This window comes from Caballeronia sp. A2-2, from assembly GCF_057612605.2.
The window spans coordinates 3042701-3066967 of the sequence record NZ_CM172587.1 but is presented as its reverse complement, the minus strand read 5'-3'; the positions used below and the strand labels follow the sequence as shown (position 1 = coordinate 3066967).

21 protein-coding genes and 1 other RNA gene are annotated in these 24267 nt (G+C 61.5%); 17 read left to right on the top strand and 5 right to left on the bottom strand.

Features of this window, described 5'->3' with window-relative positions:
* Positions 1 to 447: 447 nt before the first annotated feature.
* The 4 genes from ssrA to ompA all read right to left on the bottom strand — a co-directional run bounded on the left by ssrA (position 448) and on the right by ompA (position 3218).
* Positions 448 to 817: a transfer-messenger RNA gene (ssrA, locus tag ACZCWR_RS14565) on the bottom strand.
* Positions 818 to 894: 77 nt separating this feature from the next.
* On the bottom strand, positions 895 to 1653 hold the full coding sequence (gph, locus tag ACZCWR_RS14560; protein WP_487301434.1) for a phosphoglycolate phosphatase: 759 nt from the start codon (positions 1651 to 1653) through the stop codon (positions 895 to 897).
* 4 nt (positions 1654 to 1657) lie between these two features.
* Positions 1658 to 2356 (bottom strand): bifunctional 2-polyprenyl-6-hydroxyphenol methylase/3-demethylubiquinol 3-O-methyltransferase UbiG, encoded by a 699-nt coding sequence (ubiG, locus tag ACZCWR_RS14555; protein WP_487301433.1) that lies wholly within the window; start codon positions 2354 to 2356, stop codon positions 1658 to 1660.
* A gap of 199 nt (positions 2357 to 2555) precedes the next feature.
* Positions 2556 to 3218, bottom strand: a complete 663-nt coding sequence (gene ompA / locus ACZCWR_RS14550; RefSeq protein WP_487301432.1) for an outer membrane protein OmpA — start codon at positions 3216 to 3218, stop codon at positions 2556 to 2558.
* 658 nt (positions 3219 to 3876) lie between these two features.
* Between ompA and gyrA the strand changes: the two genes are divergently transcribed.
* From gyrA to ACZCWR_RS14465, 17 genes are all read left to right on the top strand, one after another.
* A complete protein-coding gene (gene gyrA / locus ACZCWR_RS14545; protein WP_487301431.1) occupies positions 3877 to 6531 on the top strand; it encodes a DNA gyrase subunit A in 2655 nt (884 codons plus the stop codon).
* 175 nt (positions 6532 to 6706) lie between these two features.
* Complete coding sequence (locus ACZCWR_RS14540; protein ID WP_487303335.1) at positions 6707 to 7318, top strand: DUF2059 domain-containing protein; 612 nt, start codon at positions 6707 to 6709, stop codon at positions 7316 to 7318.
* Between the two features lie 194 nt (positions 7319 to 7512).
* Positions 7513 to 8595, top strand: coding sequence for a 3-phosphoserine/phosphohydroxythreonine transaminase (serC, locus tag ACZCWR_RS14535; RefSeq protein ID WP_487301430.1), 1083 nt, complete (start codon positions 7513 to 7515; stop codon positions 8593 to 8595).
* Between the two features lie 36 nt (positions 8596 to 8631).
* Positions 8632 to 9714 carry a prephenate dehydratase gene (gene pheA, locus ACZCWR_RS14530; RefSeq protein ID WP_487301429.1) on the top strand — a complete coding sequence of 361 codons (1083 nt, stop codon included), beginning with the start codon at positions 8632 to 8634 and terminating at the stop codon, positions 9712 to 9714.
* 95 nt (positions 9715 to 9809) lie between these two features.
* The gene (locus ACZCWR_RS14525) at positions 9810 to 10736 is read left to right on the top strand and encodes a prephenate dehydrogenase (RefSeq protein WP_487301428.1); all 927 of its coding nucleotides are present in this window, start codon (positions 9810 to 9812) and stop codon (positions 10734 to 10736) included.
* Between the two features lie 9 nt (positions 10737 to 10745).
* Complete coding sequence (gene aroA, locus ACZCWR_RS14520; protein ID WP_487301427.1) at positions 10746 to 12050, top strand: 3-phosphoshikimate 1-carboxyvinyltransferase; 1305 nt, start codon at positions 10746 to 10748, stop codon at positions 12048 to 12050.
* Positions 12051 to 12126: 76 nt separating this feature from the next.
* Positions 12127 to 12810, top strand: coding sequence for a (d)CMP kinase (gene cmk / locus ACZCWR_RS14515; protein WP_487301426.1), 684 nt, complete (start codon positions 12127 to 12129; stop codon positions 12808 to 12810).
* A gap of 146 nt (positions 12811 to 12956) precedes the next feature.
* Complete coding sequence (gene rpsA / locus ACZCWR_RS14510) at positions 12957 to 14669, top strand: 30S ribosomal protein S1 (RefSeq protein WP_487301425.1); 1713 nt, start codon at positions 12957 to 12959, stop codon at positions 14667 to 14669.
* Positions 14670 to 14691: 22 nt separating this feature from the next.
* Positions 14692 to 15021: an integration host factor subunit beta gene (locus ACZCWR_RS14505; RefSeq protein ID WP_487301424.1), complete on the top strand. Its 330-nt coding sequence runs from the start codon at positions 14692 to 14694 to the stop codon at positions 15019 to 15021.
* Positions 15022 to 15267: 246 nt separating this feature from the next.
* Positions 15268 to 15561, top strand: a complete 294-nt coding sequence (locus tag ACZCWR_RS14500; protein ID WP_487301423.1) for a LapA family protein — start codon at positions 15268 to 15270, stop codon at positions 15559 to 15561.
* A 20-nt stretch (positions 15562 to 15581) separates the two neighbouring features.
* Complete coding sequence (lapB, locus tag ACZCWR_RS14495; protein ID WP_487301422.1) at positions 15582 to 16757, top strand: lipopolysaccharide assembly protein LapB; 1176 nt, start codon at positions 15582 to 15584, stop codon at positions 16755 to 16757.
* 104 nt (positions 16758 to 16861) lie between these two features.
* On the top strand, positions 16862 to 18268 hold the full coding sequence (locus ACZCWR_RS14490) for a UDP-glucose dehydrogenase family protein (protein ID WP_487301421.1): 1407 nt from the start codon (positions 16862 to 16864) through the stop codon (positions 18266 to 18268).
* Positions 18231 to 19211, top strand: coding sequence for a D-glycero-beta-D-manno-heptose-7-phosphate kinase (gene rfaE1 / locus ACZCWR_RS14485; protein WP_487301420.1), 981 nt, complete (start codon positions 18231 to 18233; stop codon positions 19209 to 19211). Before ACZCWR_RS14490 ends, rfaE1 begins: the two co-directional genes overlap by 38 nt.
* Before the next feature lie 17 nt (positions 19212 to 19228).
* Positions 19229 to 20221: an ADP-glyceromanno-heptose 6-epimerase gene (gene rfaD, locus ACZCWR_RS14480; RefSeq protein WP_487301419.1), complete on the top strand. Its 993-nt coding sequence runs from the start codon at positions 19229 to 19231 to the stop codon at positions 20219 to 20221.
* Between the two features lie 73 nt (positions 20222 to 20294).
* Complete coding sequence (locus ACZCWR_RS14475; RefSeq protein ID WP_487301418.1) at positions 20295 to 20648, top strand: ComEA family DNA-binding protein; 354 nt, start codon at positions 20295 to 20297, stop codon at positions 20646 to 20648.
* A gap of 257 nt (positions 20649 to 20905) precedes the next feature.
* Positions 20906 to 21808, top strand: a complete 903-nt coding sequence (gene cysM / locus ACZCWR_RS14470) for a cysteine synthase CysM (RefSeq protein ID WP_487301417.1) — start codon at positions 20906 to 20908, stop codon at positions 21806 to 21808.
* Positions 21809 to 21930: 122 nt separating this feature from the next.
* Positions 21931 to 23073, top strand: a complete 1143-nt coding sequence (locus ACZCWR_RS14465; RefSeq protein ID WP_487301416.1) for a Fic family protein — start codon at positions 21931 to 21933, stop codon at positions 23071 to 23073.
* A gap of 10 nt (positions 23074 to 23083) precedes the next feature.
* Here the strand turns inward: ACZCWR_RS14465 and mltB are convergent, their stop codons facing one another.
* Positions 23084 to 24235 (bottom strand): lytic murein transglycosylase B, encoded by a 1152-nt coding sequence (gene mltB, locus ACZCWR_RS14460; RefSeq protein WP_487301415.1) that lies wholly within the window; start codon positions 24233 to 24235, stop codon positions 23084 to 23086.
* Positions 24236 to 24267 lie beyond the last annotated feature (32 nt).

The following is a 24267-nucleotide window of genomic DNA, read 5'->3' as shown; positions in this document are numbered from 1 at the left end:
GCAGAAGAATGACGTGACCCCGTTGGATCGGTCGGTGGCCGAGCGAACATGCCGGTTGGATCGATCGCTTGACAGGCCTTTTGTGTCGGCGCAGGCCAAAAAAAAGGCCTCGTGCTAGACGAGGCCAAAGTACTTGGAATGACTCTTGTTGCCGAGGCGAACTCGAGTGGGTGGAGAATAAGTGCATTTACCCGAGCGGAACATAGGAGCTTTCCGGAGGATGCGCGGCCGGGGAGTTTATTGCCAGTAGGCAGCTAGTTTCGGAGCTATCCGATGTGAAGGTCTTCGCGATAAGCCTATTCTGTTCGACGTAGCCAAGGACGTCTCTGCCAAGGCTATGTCTCTCAAGGATGTTTGCCCCGCGCCATGCGGGGCTTTTTTTTGCGCATGAGATTCGTCGGGCAATAAAAAACCCGCATCAGCGGACTGATGCGGGTTTTCAAAAGTTGGTGGAGGCGGCGGGAATCGAACCCGCGTCCAAAAGCGCTCTACGACCAGTTCTACATGTGTAGTTCTGTCTTTTGATTTAACCCGAGCGACGCGGACGAACACGCTGCGCTAAGGCGATTCACTAGGTTTTCGACCCGGATGTCGTGACACCACCAAGGCTTAACTGACGTATATGACCTCTGTCGGTATTGCTACCGGTCTTGCGACTCTAGCCCGTCAGTAAGCTAGGCAGAGGACGGCGGCCCTTAGGCTGCCAGTGCGAACGTTTCGTCGTTTGCAGTTACGTTTTTCCCGCTTATTTACGAGGTGACGGGGCCTCGACATGCCCTGGCCGCTTTGCAACCCCTGTCGAAACCAGGTCGCCCCCAAGCGGAAAAGCGATTATCCCACGAAAGCCGATATAAAGGCGAAGAGCGGCACTTTCAAGCCGCGTCCTCACGCGTTTTAGCCGATGTCGCGCAACAATTGTTGTAGTTCTTCGGGCGACGCCACGACGTGATTGGCGTGCCAGCGCTGCGGCGGAATATCGTCGCCGCAATAGCCGTACGCGGCCGCGACGGTGATCATGCCCGCCGCAAACCCCGCCTGCACATCGCGCAGATCATCGCCGACATAGACGATGCGCTCCGGCACCGTGTCCAGCAACTCCGCCGCATGCAGAAGCGGCGCGGGATGCGGCTTCGAATGCGGCGTCGTGTCGCCGCACACAAGACAGCCCGCGCGTGTATCCAGCCCGAGCAGACCGACGAGCGGCGCCGCAAGCCGCGTCACCTTGTTCGTGACGATGCCCCAGCGCACGCCGCGCGCATCGAGCTGATCGAGCAACTCGGCGATGCCCGGAAACAGCGTCGTCTCGATGCACAGATCGGCTTCGTAATTGGCGAGGAATTCATCGCGCATCGCCGCGAAATCGTGATGCTCCGGTCCGATCTCGAACGCGCCGCCAAGCAGCCCACGCGCACCGGCCGAGGCGAACGGCCGCAGCGCTTCGAGCGGCCGCATTTCGAGACCGCGATCGTGCCGCATCTTGTTGACCGCCGCGACCAGATCCGGCGCGGTATCGGCGATGGTGCCGTCGAGGTCGAACAACACGGCCTGACACAGCCCGAGGCCGTCGCCGTCCGCGACGCGCTGAGGCAGGGGCGTGGGATCGTCGGGAAGGGGACGAGTGATGATGGTGCCTGTGGGATCGTCTTGAATCATGGCGTCAGGCTTCCCGGCGGCAAGCCATCATGTAGTTGATGCTCGTGTCGTCCGAAAGGCCGAAGCGCTTCGAGAACGGGCGATAGGTGATGCCCTTGAGATCCACCGGCAAGAGCGATGCCGCGCGCGCGAAGGTCGCGAGTTCAGACGGCTTGATGAAGCGCGCGTAATCGTGCGTGCCACGCGGCAGCATGCGCGCGATGTATTCCGCCCCGATGACCGCGAACAGATACGCCTTGGCGTTGCGGTTGAGCGTGGAGAAGAACACCCAGCCGCCCGGTTTGACCAGCGTCGCACATGCGGCGACGGTGCCCGCCGGGTCCGGCACGTGTTCGAGCATTTCCATGCAGGTGACGACGTCGTAGGACGCGGGTTCGCGTGCGGCGAGCGCCTCGGCGGCGATCTCCTCGTACGCCACTTCCACGCCGCTCTCGAGACTATGCAGATCCGCTACCCCAAGCGCACTCGACGACAGATCGATGCCCTTGACCTTCGCGCCGCGCGCCGCCATCGACTCCGACAGAATGCCGCCACCGCAGCCGATATCCAGCACTTGCTTGCCCGTGAGATGCGCGTGTGCATCGATCCAGTCGAGTCGCACAGGGTTCAGTTCGTGTAGCGGCTTGAACTCGGCGTTCGGGTCCCACCAGCGATGCGCAAGCTCGCTGAATTTCTGCAGTTCGTGGGGATCGACGTTGGTCATGTGATGAGGCTTCCAGAGTCGTGATGCAAAGTCGTGAATCGGTTAGAGCGAGTATATAGGCGGCGCAATAGGTCGGCAAAAAGGCGAATCGACTTCGGGCGCGACCCGACATCGATATTTGCGCCGGATGCCCGATGTTTCGCGCATAAAAAAACCCCCGCCGAGGCGGGGGTTCGATCTGCTACGAGACAGCTCGCAATTACTGTTGCGGCTGACGCGTCGTGCCGACAACTTCGACTTCCACGCGACGATCCGGCGCGAGGCAGGCGATGAGTTGCTTGCGGTTCTTCTGCGTGCAGCTGCCCTTCGTAACCGGGTCGCGCTTGCCCTTGCCTTCCGTGTAGATACGGTTGGCTTCGATGCCCTTGCTGACCAGATACGCCTTCACAGCTTGCGCACGGCGCAGCGACAGACGATCGTTGTACTTGTCCGAACCGATGCGGTCCGTGTAACCCGTTGCAACCACGACTTCCAGGTTCAGCGCGCCGATCTTCGATGCGAGATCGTCAAGCTTTTCCTTGCCAGCCGGCTTCAGGACGGCCTTGTCGAAGTCGAACAGAGCGTCGGCCTGATAGGTGACCTTTTGCGACTGAATGACCGGCGGCGGCGGCGACACTTGGGCCGGCGGCGTCGGTGCAACAGCGACCAGTGCGCCATCGCACTTCGCGTTTGCCGTAGCCGGGGTCCAGAATGCGTCGCGCCAGCACAGTTCGTTCGTGCCGTTCATCCACACATATTCGCCCGTGCCATTCACCCAGTTATCGTTCACAGCTTGTCGCGAGGCCGGCACGGACTGCGCCGAGGCCGATGCAGCCATAACTGCGGTAGCTGCAATGAACGCGAGCTTTGAAAGTTTATTCATATTTCTCCTCTCGAAATTGAGATTACCGCAGGTTTACTGCGAGCCTGTAGACGGAAGACTAGTCATACATTGCTCGAAGTATAACATTCCCACGGAACACAACGCGTTGTATAGACTTCGAGCAGTGTCTAACTTTGTGCGTTGGCATTTTGCCATATCGTTCCCTTGCAACGATAAAAATATCCCCGCACCCAGTTCGCCCGCAACCTTATGTGGTGCATGAGCAACAAGCAGGGAACAGGAGCCGCTTTGGGCCGTAGAGAGCGCGAAACATGCGCACTTTGCGTGCCCGAGGGCCATTTCCTGCGAATTTTTATCACCGCGTTTTCCCGTACCGGCGAAACGATGAGGCGGCATGATAGCCCGACGCGATGACGAATTGATTGATTCGTTCCCGCTGTTTTTGTAAGTAATTGGTACGGCGTTGCGCATCGTGCACGCGGCTTTCATCTGGCGGCGATCGACGTCAGCACCAACACTATGTATACGCACGCGTCCGGGGCGGCATATCGCGCATGTTAGAATCTTTTGATGCGCTGCGTCCGCAGCGCCGCAGCGTGCGTCGGCTGCGCGCCACACCGGCGCACGTCGTGCGGCTGGCGTGCGAATGTCCTGGACGCGCTGCCGTGTCGCCGCTGCACAGTTCAAGACACGGATAATGGATCAATTCGCCAAAGAGACTCTGCCAATCTCCCTCGAGGAGGAAATGCGCCGTTCGTATCTCGATTACGCGATGAGCGTGATCGTCGGACGTGCGCTTCCCGATGTGCGCGATGGCCTGAAACCGGTGCATCGCCGGGCGCTGTATTCCATGCACGAGCTGAACAACGACTGGAACCGCCCCTACAAGAAGTCGGCGCGTATCGTCGGCGATGTGATCGGTAAGTACCACCCTCACGGCGACGCCTCGGTCTACGAGACCATCGTGCGCATGGCGCAGCCGTTTTCGCTGCGCTACATGCTGGTGGACGGCCAGGGCAATTTCGGTTCCGTGGACGGCGATAACGCCGCCGCCATGCGCTACACCGAAATTCGCATGGCGAAGATCGGTCACGAACTTCTGGCGGACATCGACAAGGAGACCGTCGATTTCGGCCCGAACTACGACGGCAGCGAAAACGAACCGCTCGTTCTTCCCGCGCGTATCCCGAATCTGTTGATCAACGGTTCGGCCGGCATCGCGGTCGGCATGGCGACCAACATTCCGCCGCACAATCTGCGCGAAATCGTCGATGCCTGTCTGCATCTGCTGAACAATCCTGAAACGACCGTCGACGAACTCATCGAGATCGTGCCGGCGCCGGACTTTCCGACCGCGGGCATCATCTATGGCGTGGCCGGCGTGCGCGACGGTTATCGCACCGGGCGCGGGCGCGTGGTCATGCGCGCGACCACGCACTTCGAGGAGATCGACCGCGGCCAGCGCATGGCGATCATCGTCGACGAGATTCCTTATCAGGTGAACAAGCGCACGCTACTCGAGCGCATCGCCGAACTCGTCAATGAAAAGAAGATCGAGGGCATCTCCGATATTCGCGACGAATCCGACAAGAGCGGCATGCGCGTCGTGATCGAACTGAAGCGCGGAGAAGTGCCGGAAGTCATTCTGAACAACCTGTACAAGCAGACGCAGTTGCAGGACACGTTTGGCATGAATCTGGTCGCGCTCGTCGATGGCCAGCCCAAGCTGTTGAATCTGAAGGAAATGATCGAGTGCTTCCTGTCGCATCGACGGGAAGTGTTGACGCGGCGCACTGTATACGAACTGCGCAAGGCGCGCGATCGCGGACACGTGCTGGAAGGTCTGGCTGTTGCGCTCGCAAATATCGACGAGTTCATCGCCATTATCAAAGCCGCGCCGACGCCGCCCATCGCCAAGCAGGAATTGATGGCGCGTCCGTGGGATTCGTCGCTTGTGCGCGAAATGCTCACGCGCGCCGAGACCGAGGAATCGGGCGGGCGGCTGGCGTATCGGCCGGAAGGGCTGAACCCGGCGTACGGTTTGCAGGAAGACGGTCTGTATAAGTTGTCGGATGTGCAGGCGCAGGAAATTCTGCAAATGCGTCTGCAACGCCTGACTGGCCTCGAACAGGACAAGATCACCAGCGAATATCGTGACGTGATGGCGCAAATCGCGGATCTGCTCGACATCCTGGCGCGCCCGGAACGTATCCGCCAGATGATCGTGGACGAACTGGGCCAGGTTCGCGCCGAGTTCGGCGATGCACGCCGTTCGCGCATCGAGCTGAATGCAACGGAACTGAACACCGAAGACCTGATCACGCCGACGGACATGGTCGTGACCATGTCGCACACGGGTTACGTGAAGTCGCAGCCGCTGTCCGAGTATCGCGCGCAGAAGCGCGGCGGGCGCGGCAAGCAGGCCACGCAAATGAAGGAAGACGACTGGATCGATACGTTGTTCATCGCGAACACGCACGATCACATGCTGTGCTTCTCGAATCGCGGCCGCGTGTACTGGATCAAGGTCTACGAAGTGCCGCAAGGCTCGCGCAACTCGCGCGGCCGTCCGATCGTCAACATGTTCCCGCTGCAGGACGGCGAGAAGATCAATGTCGTGCTGCCGATCAAGGAGTTCTCGGCGGACAAGTACGTGTTCATGACCACTTCGCTGGGCACGGTCAAGAAGACGCCGCTCGAAGCATTCAGTCGTCCGTTGAAGAAGGGCATCATCGCGGTTGGTTTGGATGAGGGCGATTTCCTCATCGGCGCGGCGATCACCGATGGCGCACATGACGTCATGTTGTTCTCGGATGCCGGCAAGGCCGTGCGTTTCGACGAAAACGATGTCCGCGCGATGGGCCGCGAGGCACGCGGCGTGCGAGGCATGCAACTGGAAGACGGGCAGCAGGTCATCGCCATGCTGGTTGCGGGCGGCGAAAATCAGTCAGTGCTGACCGCTACCGAGAACGGTTACGGCAAGCGCACGCCGATCAACGAGTACACGCGTCACGGTCGTGGCACGAAGGGCATGATCGCGATCCAGACCTCCGAACGCAACGGCCGCGTGGTCGCGGCGACGCTCGTGGAGCCGGAAAGCGAGATCATGCTGATCACCACGGCAGGCGTGCTGATCCGCACGCGCGTGTCGGAAATCCGCGAAATGGGGCGTGCGACTCAAGGTGTTACACTCATCAGCCTTGACGAAGGAACGAAATTGTCGGGACTGCAACATATCGCTGAGGCCGAAGCCGAAGCCGCGCTGGAAGGCGAGGCGGATGCGAACGGCGCGGCATCCGAACCTGACGATTCCAACACCGGCGAAAGCGGCCCGAACGAAGAAGGCGCCTGATACTTTTTGTGTCGCGGCGCATTCGTTATCGCTTTTGTAAGCCTGAATTAGTTAAGCTGCGCGACTTGGGCACTTTTGCGGCGCTCCGTCCTCGCATGAAGTCGATGCATCATGGAACCGAAACGCGAAAGCCCGTCGCCAGTGCAGAACTGGATATTTTTAACAGGGAGTAATGATGCAAGGACGTTTCAAGCAGTGGATGTTGCTGGCCGCTTTCGTGCCGACTTTCGCGATGGCTCAGTCGCTTCAGAATCAGGCGCCGGCTCAGTCGGCCGCGCCGGCACCCGCAGCAGCACCGGTTGATCCGGCCAAGCAAGCTGCGATCAAGGATCTGCTCGACGCGATCGACGCGCAAAAGCTGGTCAGCGCAATCGGCAACAGCGCTCAGATGCAATCGAAGCAGCTCGTTCCGGCCATCCTGTCGGACGCGCTCTCCGAGAACAAGACCCTGAACGACAAGCAAAAGCAAGCTGCCGTGCCGACGCTGCAAAAAAACGCAGTGCCGAAGCTGGTTGATTCCGCAGGTCAGGTGTTCGCCACGGATTCCTTCCGTCACGACGCCATGCAAGCTCAGTACGACGCCTACGCGAAGTACTACACGACCGACGAAATCAAGGATCTGACCACGTTCTACAAGAGCCCGACTGGCCGCAAGTTCATTCAGGTTCAGGACCAGGTTGGCCGTGATGTCGTGAACGGTCTGATGCAAAAGTACATGCCGCAATCGATCAAGGCAACGCGCACGCAAGCCGATTCGGAAGTGGCAAGCGTCAAGCCGGGCAAGTAAGCACGGCGGCATCGTCCTTCGAAAATCCGGCGGCGGGGTCATCCGACTTCGCATTGGCGGGTTTTCGGGACAGTGCGATAATGGCTGTTTGCGCGCAAGCGCAAGCAGCCATTTCTTTTTGAGCGTGATTTCGCGAATATTCATCGCGTTTCGTTGACTTTCGCCGCTCTCGCTTCTGCACCACGGGATTCCACATGCGCGTGTTCAATTTCTCCGCCGGTCCGGCCGCTTTGCCCGAAGAAGTGTTGAAACAAGCCGCCGACGAAATGCTCGACTGGCACGGCAGCGGCATGAGCGTGATGGAAATGAGCCATCGTGGCGCGGAATTCATGTCGATACACGAAGAAGCGCTGACTGATCTGCGCGAACTGTTGAACGTGCCGGCATCGCACCGGATTTTGTTCTTGCAGGGCGGCGGCATCGGCGAAAACGCCATCGTGCCGATGAACCTGCTCGGCAAGAAAAAAACGGCGGACTTCGTCGTGACCGGCTCGTGGTCCGCGAAGTCGTTCAAGGAAGCGCAGAAGTACGGCACGCCGCACCTCGCGGCGAATGGCAAGACCGAGAAGGGCTACACGCGCGTGCCGGCGTTCAGCGAATGGAAGCTCTCTGACGATCCGGCCTACGTGCATCTCTGCACCAACGAAACCATCGATGGCGTGGAAGCGTTCGAACTGCCCGATCTCGGCGACATTCCGCTCGTCGCGGATGCCTCGTCGCACATCCTGTCGCGTCCCATGGATGTCGCCAAGTACGGCGTGCTGTTCGGCGGCGCGCAGAAGAACATCGGCATGGCGGGCGTGACTGTGGTGATCGTGCGCGAAGATTTGCTGGACCGCGCGCTGCCCATTTGCCCGTCGGCGTTCGAATGGAAGACCGTCGCCGAGAACAATTCGATGTACAACACGCCGCCGACCTACGCGATCTACATCGCCGGGCTCGTCTTCAAGTGGCTGAAGAAGCAGGGCGGCCTGACGGCCATGGAAGCGCGCAACATCGAAAAGGCCAAGCTGCTGTACGACGCGATCGATGCCAGCGATTTCTACCTCAACAAGATCGAGCGGCACAACCGCTCGCGCATGAACGTGCCGTTTTTCCTCGCGGACGAATCGCGCAATACCGATTTCCTGACCGGCGCCAAAGCGCGCGGTCTGCTGCAACTGAAGGGCCACAAGTCCGTCGGCGGCATGCGGGCATCGATCTATAACGCGGTGCCGGTCGAGGCCGTGCGCGCGCTCGTCGAATACATGAAGGAATTCGAGCAGAAAAGCGCCTGAGCGCCTTCGCCGATCTCACCGCATCCAATCAACCGCATGGACGACGATCTCAATTCAAGACTCAAACCGCTGCGCGAACGCATCGACACGCTCGACGCGCAGCTCATCGCGCTGCTGAACCAGCGCGCCTCGGTCGCGCTCGAAGTGGGCGAAGTGAAGAAGCATTTCAACGCGCCGGTGTTTCGTCCCGAGCGTGAGATGCAGGTCATCGCGCGCCTGCAGGAAATGAGCAAAGGGCCGCTTGCCGATGCGCATATCGAGTCGATCTGGCGCGAGATCATGGCCGCGAGCCGCGCGCTCGAACAGACACTGAGCGCGGCGTATCTCGGCCCGGTCGGCACGTACAGCGAACAGGCCATGTTCGAATATTTCGGCCATTCGATCGATGGCCTGCCGTGCCCGTCCATCGACGAAGTGTTTCGCTCGGTCGAAGCGGGCGCGGCGAACTACGGCGTCGCGCCTGTTGAGAATTCGGCGGAAGGCGCGGTGTCGCGCACGCTGGATTTGCTGCTGGAAACGTCGCTCTTGATCGGCGGTGAACTCGCGTTGCCGATTCATCACAACTTGCTGACGGCAAACGGCACGCTCGAAGGCGTCACGCGCGTGTGCGCGCATCCGCAGGCGTTGGCGCAGTGTCAGCGCTGGCTCACGGCGAACGCGCCGCATCTGGAGCGCGAGGCGGTGTCGAGCAACGCGCAGGCCGCGCGCATGGCGGTGGACGATCCGAGCGTCGCGGCCATCGCGGGCGACCGCGCCGCCACGCATTACGGTCTGGGCGTCGTGTTCTCGAAGATTCAGGACGATCCGCACAACCGCACGCGTTTCGTCATCATGGGTCGCGAGCCGACCGGCCCGAGCGGGCACGATCAGACCTCGCTCATCGTGACCGTGAAGAACGAATCCGGCGCGATGTTCAAGCTCCTCGAACCGCTCGCGAAGCACGGCGTCTCCATGACGCGTTTCGAATCGCGGCCCGCGCGCTCGGGCACGTGGGAGTACTACTTCTACATCGATTTCGAAGGGCATCGCGACGATCCGTTCGTTGCCGCCGCGCTGGAAGAACTGGGCCGCAAGGCCGCGTTCCTGAAGATTCTCGGCTCGTATCCGCGGGCGCGCTGAAGTTTGTCTCATGCCGTTGCGCGTGCCGGGTGATTTCGGCGCGCGCGGCGGTTCGATTGTCCAAGCGTCGCGAGACGCGTTTTTATCGATGTCCCGTGGCTGCGTTCTCTTTCAACAAACTGGTGATTTTCGGCGTCGGTCTGATCGGCGGATCGCTCGCGCGCGCGTTGCGTGAACGCGCGGGGCTGGCGGGGCACATCGTGGGCGTCGGGCGCTCGGCGTCGTCGGTCGCGCGTGCGCTCGAACTCGGCGTGATCGACGAAGCGGCCACGCTCGACGACGACGCATCGCTTGCGCGCGCGCTGCATGGTGCCGATGTCGTGCTGATCGCCGCGCCCGTCGCGCAGACCGAAGCGCTGCTCGCGCGCATCGCGCCGCTGCTGGATGCGCGCACCGTCGTGACGGACGCAGGCAGCACGAAGGGCGATATCGTCGCGGCGGCGCATCGTGCGCTGGGTGCGCGCGTCGGCCAGTTCGTGCCGGGACATCCGATTGCCGGGCGCGAGTCGTCGGGCGTGGATGCGGCGCTCGCCGATCTCTACGTCGGCCGCAATGTCGTGCTGTGTCCGCTCGCCGAGAACGCGCCGGAAGCCGTGGAACGCGTCGCGTCGATGTGGAGCGCGACCGGCGCGGCGGTACGTCAGATGAGCGAAACGCAGCATGACCGCGTGTTTGCATCGGTGAGTCATTTGCCGCACGTGCTTTCGTTTGCGCTGGTCGATCAGATTCTCGCCACGCCCGACGCCGAACTCAAATTCTCGTTCGCCGCTGGCGGCTTCCGCGATTTCACGCGCATCGCGGCGTCCAGTCCGGAAATGTGGCGCGATATCTGTCTCGCCAACCGTTCCGCGCTGCTCGCCGAACTGGATGACTACGCCGCCGTGCTCGCGCGTTTTCGCGCGGCCATCGATGCATCGGATGGCGCGGCGCTCGAAGCCGCGTTCTCGCGCTCGCGCGTGGCGCGCCAGGAATGGCAGGAACGCGGCGGCATCAAACCGTCTGGCGACATCGCCGCCAAATAAGGAATGACCATGGAACATCTCGATCTCGGACCCTTCGCCCGCGCGTCGGGAACGGTCCGGCTGCCCGGCTCGAAGAGCATCTCGAACCGCGTGCTCTTGCTGGCCGCGCTCTCGGACGGCGAAACGTCGCTCACCAATCTGCTCGATTCCGACGACACGCGCGTGATGATCGCGGCGTTGAAGGATCTGGGCGTCGGCGTGACGCAGGAGGGCGAGCGCGTCGTCGTGCGCGGCACGGGCGGCGCGTTTCCGTCGAAATCGGCGGAACTGTTTCTCGGCAATGCGGGCACGGCGGTGCGTCCGCTGACGGCGGCGCTGGCCGTGAATGGCGGCGAATACCGCGTGCACGGCGTGCCGCGCATGCACGAGCGGCCGATCGGCGATCTCGTCGATGGCTTGCGGCAGATCGGCGCGCGCATCGATTACGAACTGAACGATGGCTTTCCGCCGCTCAAGATCCACGCGGCGAAGATCGCGATCGATAAACCCATCCGCGTGCGCGGCGATGTGTCGAGCCAGTTTCTCACCGCGCTGCTCATGAGCCTGCCGGTGATCGAGGGCCGCAGCGCGCCGGTGACGGTGGAAGTCGAAGGCGAACTCATTTCGAAGCCGTACATCGAAATCACCGTGCGGCTGATGGAGCGCTTCGGCGTGACGGTCGAACGCGAGGGCTGGGCGCGCTTCACGGTTGCCGCCGACGCGCGTTATCGTTCGCCGGGCGCGATCATGGTCGAGGGCGATGCATCGTCCGCGTCGTATTTCCTGGCGGCGGGCGCGATCGGCCACGGCCCGTTGCGCGTGGAAGGCGTCGGGCGCGCGAGCATTCAGGGCGATGTCGGTTTCGCCGACGCGCTCAATCGCATGGGCGCGAACGTGATGATGGGCGAGGACTGGATCGAGGTGCGCGGCGTCGAATCGGACGATGGCAAGCTGCTGCCCATCGACATGGACTTCAACCTGATTCCTGACGCGGCGATGACCATCGCCGTGGCCGCGCTGTTCGCGAGCGGCACCACCACGCTGCGCAATATCGCGAGCTGGCGCGTGAAGGAGACGGACCGCATCGCCGCGATGGCGACTGAACTGCGCAAAGTCGGCGCGACGGTCGAGGAGGGCGCGGATTACCTTGTCGTCACGCCGCCGGCGACGCTCGTGCCGAATGCCGCCATCGACACCTACGACGATCACCGCATGGCGATGTGTTTTTCGCTGGTGAGTCTGGGCGGCGTGCCGGTGCGCATCAACGACCCGAAGTGCGTCAACAAGACGTTTCCGGACTATTTCGACCGCTTTTTGACGCTCGTCAAGGCGTGACCGACGAGGTGTAATGATGAAGCGCGAATCCTTCGACTTTTATGACAGCACTCATGCGCCTGACCGGCCCGATTCAATGAAACCGACGCGTCCATTCGACCCCACTCCAGTGATCGCCATCGACGGGCCGACTGCTTCGGGTAAAGGCACGGTCGCGGCGCTCGTCGCGGCCACGCTCGGCTTCCATCTGCTCGACAGCGGCGCGCTCTACCGGCTGGCGGCGCTGGCGAGCATCCGCTACCGCATCGAGAAGGACGATGCGCCGGGCCTTGCAAAACTGATCGAAGCGCTCCACATCACGTTCCGCGAAGGCTGCGCGCAGCTCGACGGGCTGGACGTTTCGACGGAAATCCGCGCGGAGGAAGTGGGCAACCGCGCGTCCGCCATCGCCGTGCACACGGAAGTGCGGCAAGCGCTGGTGGCGCGTCAGCGCGCGTTTCGCAAGCGTCCCGGGCTCGTCGCGGACGGCCGCGACATGGGCACCGTGATCTTCCCCGACGCGACGCTAAAGGTGTTTCTGACGGCCAGCGTCGAGGCGCGTGCCGCCAGACGGCATAAGCAATTGATGCAAAAAGGCTTTTCTGCTAATATGGATGACTTGCTGCGCGATTTGCGCGAGCGCGATGCCCGGGACATGAACCGAGCCACCGCACCGCTCAAGCCCGCAGCGGACGCGAAGACGCTGGATACTTCCGGTCTTTCCATCGATCAGACGGTCGAGGAAATCATCGGCTGGTATAGCAAGATTCGCGTGCAGTAACCGGCAGTTGCCGGAAGTTTGGTGCTCCCTCGAATCTGGGAGCGTGTGTTAAACCCTTTAACCCCGTTCGGCTTCGCGCACTTTCCGGTCGATACCGGCGGTCCATTTCAAGGACCATCGCGCCAGCTGTACAAATATCGATTTTTATGTCCGACCTGCAAACCTCTACCCCGAATACCGAATCCTTTGCGGCTCTGTTCGAAGAGTCGCTGACCAAGCAAGACATGCGCGCTGGCGAAGTGATCTCCGCCGAAGTCGTGCGCGTCGACCACAACTTCGTGGTCGTCAACGCTGGTCTCAAGTCCGAAGCCTACATTCCGCTCGAAGAGTTCCTGAACGACGCGGGCGAGGTAGAAGTGCAGGCGGGCGACTTCGTTTCCGTCGCGATCGACGCGCTGGAAAATGGCTATGGCGACACCATCCTGTCGCGCGACAAGGCGAAGCGTCTGGCTTCGTGGCTGTCGCTGGAAAAGGCGCTGGACAACAACGAACTCGTGACCGGCACGATCACGGGCAAGGTCAAGGGCGGCATGACCGTGATGGTCAACGGCATCCGCGCGTTCCTGCCGGGTTCGCTGGTCGACACGCGTCCGGTCAAGGACACGACCCCGTACGAAGGCAAGACGCTGGAATTCCGCGTCATCAAGCTCGACCGCAAGCGTAACAACGTCGTGCTGTCGCGCCGTGCCGTGATCGAAGCCACGCAAGGCGAAGAACGCGCCAAGCTGCTCGAAACGCTGAAGGAAGGCGCGATCGTGGAAGGCGTGGTCAAGAACATCACCGATTACGGCGCGTTCGTGGACCTCGGTGGTATCGACGGCCTGCTGCACATCACCGACATCGCATGGCGTCGCGTGCGTCACCCGAGCGAAGTGCTGTCGGTTGGCCAGGAAGTCACCGCCAAGATCCTCAAGTTCGATCAAGAGAAGAACCGCGTTTCGCTCGGCATCAAGCAACTCGGCGACGATCCGTGGGAAGGCATCTCGCGCCGTTACCCGTCGGGCACGCGCCTGTTCGGCAAGGTCACGAACATCACCGACTACGGCGCATTCGTCGAAGTGGAATCGGGCATCGAAGGCCTGGTCCACGTGTCGGAAATGGACTGGACGAACAAGAACGTTGCACCGTCGAAGGTCGTGCAACTCGGTGACGAAGTCGAAGTCATGGTTCTCGAAATCGACGAAGACCGCCGCCGTATCTCGCTCGGCATGAAGCAGTGCAAGCCGAATCCGTGGGATGACTTCAGCCGCAACTTCAAGAAGGGCGACAAGATCAGCGGCGCGATCAAGTCGATCACCGACTTCGGCGTGTTCATCGGTCTGCCGGGCGGCATCGACGGTCTGGTTCACCTCTCCGACCTGTCGTGGAGCGAAACCGGCGAAGAAGCCGTGCGCAAGTACAAGAAGGGCGACGAAGTCGAAGCCGTGGTTCTGGGCATCGACGTGGACAAGGAACGCATCTCGCTGGGCATCAAGCAGCTCGAAGGCGATCCGTTCAACAACTTCGTCGCGATCAACGACAAGGGCGCCACGGTTGACGGCGTCGTGAAGTCGGTGGATGCGAAGGGCGCGGTCATCACCCTGACGGCGGACGTGGAAGGTTACCTGCGTGCTTCGGAAATCGCGCAAGATCGCGTGGAAGATGCTCGCAACGTGCTGAAGGAAGGCGACAAGGTCAACGCGATGATCATCAACATCGATCGCAAATCGCGTGGCATCAACCTGTCGATCAAGGCGAAGGATTCGGCCGAACAGCAGGAAGCAATTCGCAGCCTGCAGGGCGATTCCACCGCTGCCGCCACCGGCACGACCAACCTCGGCGCGCTGCTCAAGGCCAAGCTCGACGGCCAGAACAGCTAAGCCCTTCAAGGCAAGCTGAAGTATGACCAAAAGTGAATTGGTCGCCCAGTTGGCGTCGCGATTTCCGCAACTTGTCCTCAAGGATGCGGATTTCGCGGTGAAGACGATGCTGGATGCGATGTCGGAGGCGCTTGCCAACGGTCATCGCATCGAGATTCGCGGCTTCGGCAGCTTCGGGCTCAATCGTCGTCCGTCACGCGTCGGGCGCAATCCCAAGTCGGGTGAAAAAGTGCTGGTGCCGGAGAAATTCGTGCCGCACTTCAAGCCGGGCAAGGAACTGCGTGAACGCGTCGATGGCCGTGCAGGCGAGCCGCTGACGGAGTCGGATGACGACGATTCGGACGATCTCTGATCGCAGCGCTTCGTCAATCAGGCCAAACGGGCACTCGACCAGAAAGGCACCCTTCGGGGTGCTTTTTTTATGCCCGCGCGCCCGGTGATCTGCGTAAAGTGCGATGGGTGCGCGCCTTGCTGCCATCGACAAACACCGACGATGCGCCGTTGCAAACGCATCCATTACAATACCGGTCACTTTGACCTGATCGTCCATCCCGCAGGCTGCGCCGAAAGGGCGGCCGCGCACTTGCGAGAGACCACCATGAAAATAATCGTCTGGCTGTTTCGCGTCTTGATCTTCGTGCTTCTGCTGGTGCTCGCTGTCGAGAATCGCGATTTGGTCACGCTGCACTTCTACGCGAATTACGACTGGTCCGCGCCGCTGATTCTGATCGGTCTGGCTTTCTTTATCGTGGGCATGCTGGCGGGTCTGCTCACAGCCGTGGCGCCGATCTTTCGCATGCGCATGGAAAACGGCCGCCTCAAGCGCGAACTGCGCGTGGCTCGCGAGCAGCCGGTGGTGAAAGAAGAACCGCCGATGCCGCCGCTCATCTAACCGATTCAACGACTAAACGCATGGATCTAGACTTTTGGTGGCTGCTCGTCATCCCTATCGCGTTCGCGCTGGGCTGGATGACGTCGCGCTATGACCTCAAGACGCTGCTTTCCGAGAACGCCAACCTGCCGCGCTCGTATTTTCGCGGTCTCAACTTTCTGCTGAACGAACAGCACGACAAGGCCATCGACGCGTTCATCGAAGTGGCGAAACTCGATCCCGAAACCATCGAACTGCACTTTGCGCTGGGCAATCTGTTTCGGCGACGCGGCGAGACGGATCGCGCGATTCGCGTGCATCAGAATTTGTTGAGCCGTGCCGATCTGCCGGTTGCGGAACGCGATCACGCACTGTACGAACTCGGGCAGGATTTTCTGAAGGCCGGTCTGCTCGACCGCGCCGAGGAAACGTTCCGCTCGCTCGAAGCCGGCGAATATTCGCTCGGCGCGCAGCGGGCGCTGCTGACCATTTACGAGATCGAAAAAGACTGGCCGAAGTCGATCACGACAGCGGAGCGCATCGAAAAGATGGGTGCGCCGTCGCTGCATATGGAGATCGCGCATTTTCACTGCGAACTCGCGCAGGAAGCCTTGCAGCGCAAAAGCCCGGACGGCGCGCGCAGCGAACTGAAACTCGCGCTGGCATCGAACCCGGACAACGTGCGCGCGACCATTCTCGCGGGCGATGTCGAAGCCGCCGCCGGCAACCTCGACAGCGCGATCGAGCACTGGAAGCGCGTCGAGGCGCAGAACGAGGCGTATCTGCCGCTCGTCGCCGAGAAGCTGATGAAGGCGTACAGCGCGATGGAGCGCAAGGATGCGGGCGTCGATCTGCTGATCGATTACGCAAGCCGCTATCCGTCGAACGATTTGCTCGATGTCGCCTATAAGCATGTTCAGGAATTGCGCGGCCTCGATGCGGCGCACGCGCTCGCGCGCAAGCAAATGCAAAGCGCGCCGAATCTCGCCGGCATGACGCGGCTGCTCGAAGCGCAGGAAGCCACCGCCGAGGAACCGCGACGCGGCGAGCTTGAACTAATGCGCAATCTGGTGAAACAGCGCACCAAGAATCTGCCACGCTATACGTGTCAAACTTGCGGTTTCCGGGCGCGTCTATTCTATTGGCAATGCCCTGGCTGCAGCGGCTGGGAAACTTACGCGCCGCGCCGCGTCGAACCGATCACGAGTTCGGCCTGAAACCCGGACGCACCACCGGGTTCGAAACGCTGGAGACACACGCGCGGCGCAGGCCTTCGTGGCGCGCCGCTTTCGCCATCCCTCTCTGAAGAACCTCCAGACCCATGAAAATCACTATCGTCGGCACGGGTTATGTCGGTCTCGTCACTGGCGCTTGTCTTGCGGAAGTCGGCAACGATGTTTTCTGCGTCGACGTCGATGCCCGCAAGATCGAAATCCTCAATAACGGCGGCGTGCCGATCCACGAGCCGGGCCTCGAAGAAATGCTGCGCCGCACGCGCGCGTCGGGCCGCATCCAGTTTTCCACCGATGTGAAGGCGAGCGTCGAGCACGGCGACATTCAGTTCATCGCGGTCGGCACGCCGCCCGATGAAGACGGTTCCGCCGACTTGCAATACGTGCTCGCGGCGGCGCGCAATATCGGCATGTACGCGAACGGCTTCAAGGTGATCGTCGATAAATCGACGGTGCCGGTGGGCACAGCGTTGCAAGTCAAGGCCGTCGTCGAGGAAGAACTGAAGGCGCGCGGTTTCGAGAATCGCGGCAAGCACGGCTTCTCGGTCGTGTCGAATCCCGAATTCCTGAAGGAAGGCGCGGCCATCGACGATTTCATGCGGCCAGACCGTATCGTGATCGGCATCGACGACGATGAAAACGGCCAGACCGCGCGCGAGAAGATCAAGCGCCTCTACGCGCCGTTCAACCGCAATCACGAACGCACGCTTTACATGGATGTGCCGTCCGCCGAGTTCACTAAATACGCCGCCAACGCGATGCTCGCCACGCGCATCTCGTTCATGAACGATCTGTCGAATCTCGCGGATACGGTCGGCGCGGATATCGAATCGGTGCGGCGCGGGATTGGCTCGGACCCGCGGATCGGCTATCACTTTCTGTATGCGGGCTGCGGTTACGGCGGCTCGTGTTTCCCGAAGGACGTGCAGGCGCTCGTGCAGACGGCGCGGGAGAACGGGCATCGGCTGCGCATTCTCGAATCGGTCGAGGCGGTGAACAACGACCAGAAGGAAGTGCTCGTCAACAAGATCGTCAAGCTCATGGGCGAGGATTTGCGCGGGCGCACCTTCGCGATGTGGGGCCTCGCCTTCAAGCCGCAGACCGACGACATGCGCGAGGCATCGAGCAGGCGTATTGCGGCGGCGCTGCTGGCGCGCGGGGCGACCGTGCGCGCCTACGATCCCGTCGCGATGCAGGAAGCCGAGCGCGTGCTCGCCCTGGATCTGAAGGATCGTCCTGACGACATGAAGCGCATGCATCTGGTCGGCACGCAGCACGAAGCGTTGCGCGGCGCGGATGCGCTCGTCGTCGTGACCGAATGGAAGGAATTCAAGAGCCCGGATTTCGCGTATCTGAAGAACGAATTGAAGGTTCCGGTGATCTTCGATGGCCGCAATCTGTACGAACCGGAAGCGATGGCCGAATTGGGCATCGACTACTACGCAATAGGACGTCCCCATGTCGAACTCGACAACCACGGCAGCAGCCGTGACTGAACCCGCCGATATTCCCGTCGTGCCGCGCGCCCGCATTGCCGCCGCGCGCGTGCTCGTGGTCGGCGATGTGATGCTCGACCGCTACTGGTTCGGCGATGTGAACCGCATCTCGCCGGAAGCGCCCGTGCCGGTCGTGCGCGTGCAGAGGAAGGAAGATCGCCTGGGCGGCGCGGCCAACGTCGCGCGCAATGCGGCGGCGCTCGGCGCGCAGGCGGGCTTGCTGTGTGTCGTTGGCCATGACGAGCCGGGCGAACGCATCGTCGAATTGCTGGGTGAGAGCCGGGTGGCGGCGCATCTGGAGCGCGATCCCGAGCTGCCGACGACCATCAAATTGCGCGTGCTGTCGCGCCAGCAGCAGTTGCTGCGTGTCGATTTCGAGGATGCGCCGAATCACGAAGTGCTGACCGCGTGCCTCAACCGTTTCGCGGACCTGCTGCCGCAACACGACGTGATCCTCATGTCGGACTACGCGAAAGGCGGCCTCACGCACGTCACGCAAATGATCAGCGATGCCAAACGCGCCGGCAAACCCGTGCTCGTCGATCCGAAAGGCGACGACTGGGAGCGTTATCGCGGCGCCACGCTCATCACGCCGAACCGCGCGGAGTTGCGCGAGGTCGTCGGCCAATGGAAGTCGGAGGACGATCTGCTGAACCGCGTGAGAAAGCTGCGCGAGGAACTCGAACTGAGCGCGCTGTTGCTGACGCGCTCGGAAGAGGGCATGACGCTCTTCACGGAGAACGAAGTGCTGCACACTTCGGCCGAAACGCGCGAAGTGTATGATGTCTCGGGCGCGGGCGACACCGTCATCGCGACGGTCGCGACCATGCTGGGCGCGGGCGTGCCGCTCGTCGATTCGATCGTTTATGCGAATCGCGCGGCGGGCATCGTCGTGGGCAAGCTCGGCACGGCAACCGTGGACTACAACGAACTTTTCGCCTGAACTCCATCGACTCCACCATGACTATCATCGTCACCGGCGCGGCCGGGTTCATCGGCAGCAATATCGTCAAGGCACTCAACGATCGCGGCGAGCATCGCGTGATCGCCGTGGACAACCTCACGCGCGCCGACAAGTTCAAGAATCTGGTCGATTGCGAGATCGACGATTATCTCGACAAGACCGAATTCGTCGAACGCTTCAGGCGCGGCGATTTCGGCAACGTGCGCGCGGTGTTCCACGAAGGCGCCTGTTCGGACACGATGGAAACCGACGGCCGCTACATGATGGACAACAACTTCCGTTATAGCCGCGAGGTGATGGACATTTGTCTCGCGCAGAACGTGCAGTTCTTGTATGCGTCGTCGGCGGCCACGTATGGCGGGTCGAGCCGGTTCGTGGAGGAACGCGAGTTCGAGAAGCCGCTCAACGTCTACGGTTATTCGAAGCTGCTGTTCGATCAGATCGTGCGGCAGACCATGCCGAACGCAAAAAGCCAGATCGTGGGCTTTCGCTACTTCAACGTCTACGGCCCGCGCGAGACGCACAAGGGACGCATGGCGTCGGTCGCGTTCCACAATTTCAACCAGTTCCGTGCCGAGGGCAAGGTCAAGCTGTTCGGCAATTACAACGGCTATGCAGCGGGCGAACAGACGCGCGATTTCATCTCCGTCGAGGACGTGGTGAAGGTGAATCTGTTCTTTTTCGATCATCCGGAGAAGTCAGGCATATATAACCTGGGTACGGGGCGCGCACAGCCGTTCAACGACATCGCATCGACGGTGGTCAACTCGCTGCGCGCGATGAACGGCGAGGGCGCGTTATCGCTCGCGGAGCTTGTGCAGCGGGGCTTGATCGAGTACATCCCGTTCCCGGATGCCCTGCGCGGCAAGTACCAATGCTTCACGCAGGCGGACCAGTCGAAGCTGCGCGCGGCGGGTTGCGAAGCGCCGTTTTTGACCGTTCAGCAGGGGGTAGAGCGCTACGTTCATTGGCTGTTCGGCCAGCTATAAACACGTTCGCAGTCTCTCTACACTGGGTCTCACGGCTGGCGCGTCGCCAGCCGCTTCTTCACGGAGACTCAGCATGTTCAAGCACATTCTTTCCTCGGTCGCCGCGCTCGCGCTGACCTTCTCGATCGGTTCCGCGTTCGCATCGGTCGATGTCAACACCGCCAACACGGATGCGTTGCGCGGCATCAAGGGCATCGGGCCCGCCAAGGCCAAAGCCATTCTCGACGAGCGACAGGCGCACGGTCCCTTCAAGGACGCGAGCGATCTTTCCACGCGCGTGAAGGGCATGGGCGGCAAGACCGTTCAGCGGCTCGAAGCCGAGGGTCTCACCGTCGGCGGCGGCGCGACGAAAACGGCGGCCGCTCCGGTGAATGCGACGCAGGTGTCGTCGTCGGCATCGACCAAACCGGTCGTGGTCAAGAAATAGGATCGGCGGTCTTCTAGCTACTTGGTGTTGGTTCTCGGATTGGCTTCTCCTTCAGCCTTCGAATGATTTGGGCTCCCCGCGGTTCGCATTGGCCGCGGGGCTTTTTGCGTGTGGCGCGGCAATCCATCCGCGCAGCAGGGGCGCGGCGGCATCGGACGGAACGCTGGGCTACAATCGGCGAATCCTTATATCTAAATGATGCGATGGATCGCGCGATGCGTTGGAAATCGCGTCGCGGGATCGAACCGGTTCCCCTTATGGCTTACATGACTATCGAAGACACGATCGGCAACACGCCGCTCGTGCAGCTCGTTCGCATCGTGGACGAGGACATCCGCAGCCGCAACAACGTGGTGCTGGGCAAGCTCGAAGGCAACAATCCGGCGGGTTCGGTGAAGGACCGCCCGGCCTTGTCGATGATCAGGAAAGCTGAAGAGCGCGGCCGCATCAAGCCGGGCGATACGCTGATCGAAGCGACCAGCGGCAATACCGGCATCGCGCTGGCGATGGCCGCCGCCGTGCGCGGCTACAAGATGGTGCTGGTCATGCCGGAAGATTTGTCGATCGAGCGGCGTCAGAGCATGGGCGCGTATGGCGCGCAGATCAGGCTTACTCCGACGACGGGCGGCATGGAATACGCGCGCGATCTCGCCGAACAGATGCAGCGCGATGGCAAGGGCATCATCCTCGATCAGTTCGCGAATCCGGACAATCCGCTCGCGCACTATGAGACCACGGGTCCCGAGTTGTGGAAGCAGACGGAAGGGCGCATCACGCACTTCGTTTCGTCGATGGGCACGACCGGCACGATCATGGGCGTGTCGCAATACCTGAAGGAAAAGAACGAGAAGATTGAGATTGTTGGTGCGCAGCCGGAGGAAGGCTCGCGTATTCCGGGCATCCGCAAATGGCCGGAAGCGTATTTGCCGAAGATCTTCGACCGCTCGCGCGTGGATCGCGTGGAGAACGTGAGTCAGGCTGCGTCGGAAGCGATGGCGCGGCGGTTGGCGTCGGTGGAAGGCATCTTCGCGGGCATTTCGTCGGGCGGCGCGTGTGAGGTGGCGCTGCGCGTGGCGCGCCAGGTGGAGAACGCGACGATTGTGTTCGTGGTGTGTGATCGCGGAGATCGGTACTTGTCGACGGGGGTGTTTCCGGCTTGAGGGCTAATCGACTCATGGTTTAAGGCGATTAGCGGTTTTAATCGCCTCATGGCGCTATACTTATTCGACTCATGTTTTGAGTCGAATAAGTCGCTTAATCGCCTCACAGGTCATCCGTCACCATGTCCCTCACTCCTTTGCTTATCTGGCAGGCTTCGACGTGGCCGGGCATGCACTATGACCTCGTGCGTGTCGGAGGCGAACTGGCGAACGCCCATCGGGTTCGAGGCGTGGTCGAAGGGAAGTTGGCTGGTCTTGGCTTCGAGCGACGTCTCGAACTGGCCGCCGAGGCATGGAGTCAGGATGCGGTGGCGACGGCCGCCATCGAAGGCGAGCGAATCGATCTGACCGCCGTGCGTTCATCGGTTGCGCGTCGGCTGGGTGTCGGCAATCAGGACGGCCCGAATGCGCCTCGAAGCGTCGAAGGTCTGCTCGACATCATGGACGACGCGGTGCGAGGGAGAGACGCGCCACTCACACACGAGCGCTTGTGCGCATGGCAGGCGGCGCTGTTCCCGACGGGTTATTCCGGCATGGTCAAGATTCTCGTCGGGGCTTATCGAACACATCCCGAGCCGATGCAAATCGTGAGCGGACACGTGGGACGCGAACGGGTGCATTACGAAGCCCCGTCATCGGCGCGCGTGCCGGTCGAAATGCAAACGTTTATCGACTGGTTCAACGCAAAGACCGAGCACGACAGTCTGGTCAAGGCTGCGCTGGCTCATTTGTGGTTCGAGACTATCCATCCTTTCGAGGACGGAAACGGCCGGGTGGGCCGAGTCCTGATCGACCTCGTACTGGCGCAGGAAGCCGGTGAGATCAGCCGCCTCATTAGAATTTCTCAGCGATTGCTCGACAAGCGGCGTGAATATTACGAGCAACTCGAACGTGCTCAGCACGGCGACCTGAACGTGACCGAATGGGTTCTGTGGTTCGTCGAACAGGTGCGGGTGTCCTGCGAGGAAGCGTCCGCTGCCATCGACGCCGCGCTCGCCAAAGCCGCTTTCTGGATGAACCATCACGACAAGGCGCTCACGACCAGACAGCGCAAGGTCGTGAATCTTCTCCTCGATGCCGGTCCCAACGGATTCGAAGGCGGCATGAGCACGAAGAAATACGAGAGCATCGGCGGCACTTCGCGGGCCACTGCGTCGCGCGAACTTATCGAACTCGAAGACATGAAGCTGTTGTCGAGAATTGGCGCCGGTCGGTCAACGCGCTACTACCTGAACATCGCAGGGTGGGGACCGGCCGACGCATGATGCGTCTTGCTTACTGCGCCCCCGCCTGCATCCTAGCCTTCACCGCCTCACCCAACTGATAAACCGCCAGCGCATAAAAGAAGCTGCGGTTATACCGCGTGAGCACATAGAAGTTCTTCAGCCCAAGCGTGTACTGCGTCGCCATTCCCGGCGTGGGTAGATCGACCACCGTGAGCGGCGTCGCCGCTTCGGCATCGATATTGAGCCCCGGCTCGCTCAGCAGCATGCCCGCTTTGGTCAACTGCGCGAGCGACCAATGCAGCTCCGCCTGACCATCGGCCGCGGCCTGCGCGATACCCTGGCTGCCTTCGTCCGGCGCGATCCGCCACACCACCGGCCGACCCGTCTCCCATCCGTTCTGCTTCAGATAATTCGCGACGCTGCCGATGGCATCCGCCGGGCTGTTGCGCAAATCGATGCGGCTGTTGTTGTCGTAATCCACCGCGTATTGAACGATGCTGCTCGGCAGAAACTGCGGAATGCCGATCGCGCCCGTGTACGAACCGAGCACGGAAGTCGGCTCGATCTGCGAATCGCGCGTCCACACGAGGAAGTCTTCGAGATTCTTGCGGAACGTCACCATGCGTTCGGCACGGTTCGGCGTGTTCGGATAGTCGAACGTGAGCGTGGTGAGCGCATCGAGCACGCGGAAGTTGCCCATGTATCGCCCGTAAATCGTCTCCACGCCGATGATGCCCACGATCACCTCAGGCGGCACGCCATACTGTTCGCTCGCGCGCTGCAAGGTAACCTGATTCGCGCGCCAGAACTTCACGCCCGCGTTGATGCGCACCGGCTCGATGAAGCGCGCCTGATACGCCTTCCAGTTCTTCGCTTGCGGCGTGGGCGAGGGCAGCACGAGCTTCGCCGCCGTCGCCGAATAACTCACGCGGCCGAACAGGTCGTGCAGCATGGCCGGATCGAAATCGTAGCGCGCCACCATGTCGTTGATGAACGCATCGACGTTGGGATTGTTCGTGTAGCGCTGCGGAATGATTTCTTCTTCGAAGTCCTGTCCTTGCGGCGTCGCGGTCTGCGGTTGCTGCGACTGCGCGAAAACGCGATTGCCCGCAGTCGCGCCGAGCGCGCAGACGAGCGTGAGAAGACAGGCGCGGCGCAATGGCTTGAACGAGTTTCCGGGCGAAGCGAACAGAAAAGTCATAGTGTGCGTGGTTGGGGCGAAGGTGCGCTGCC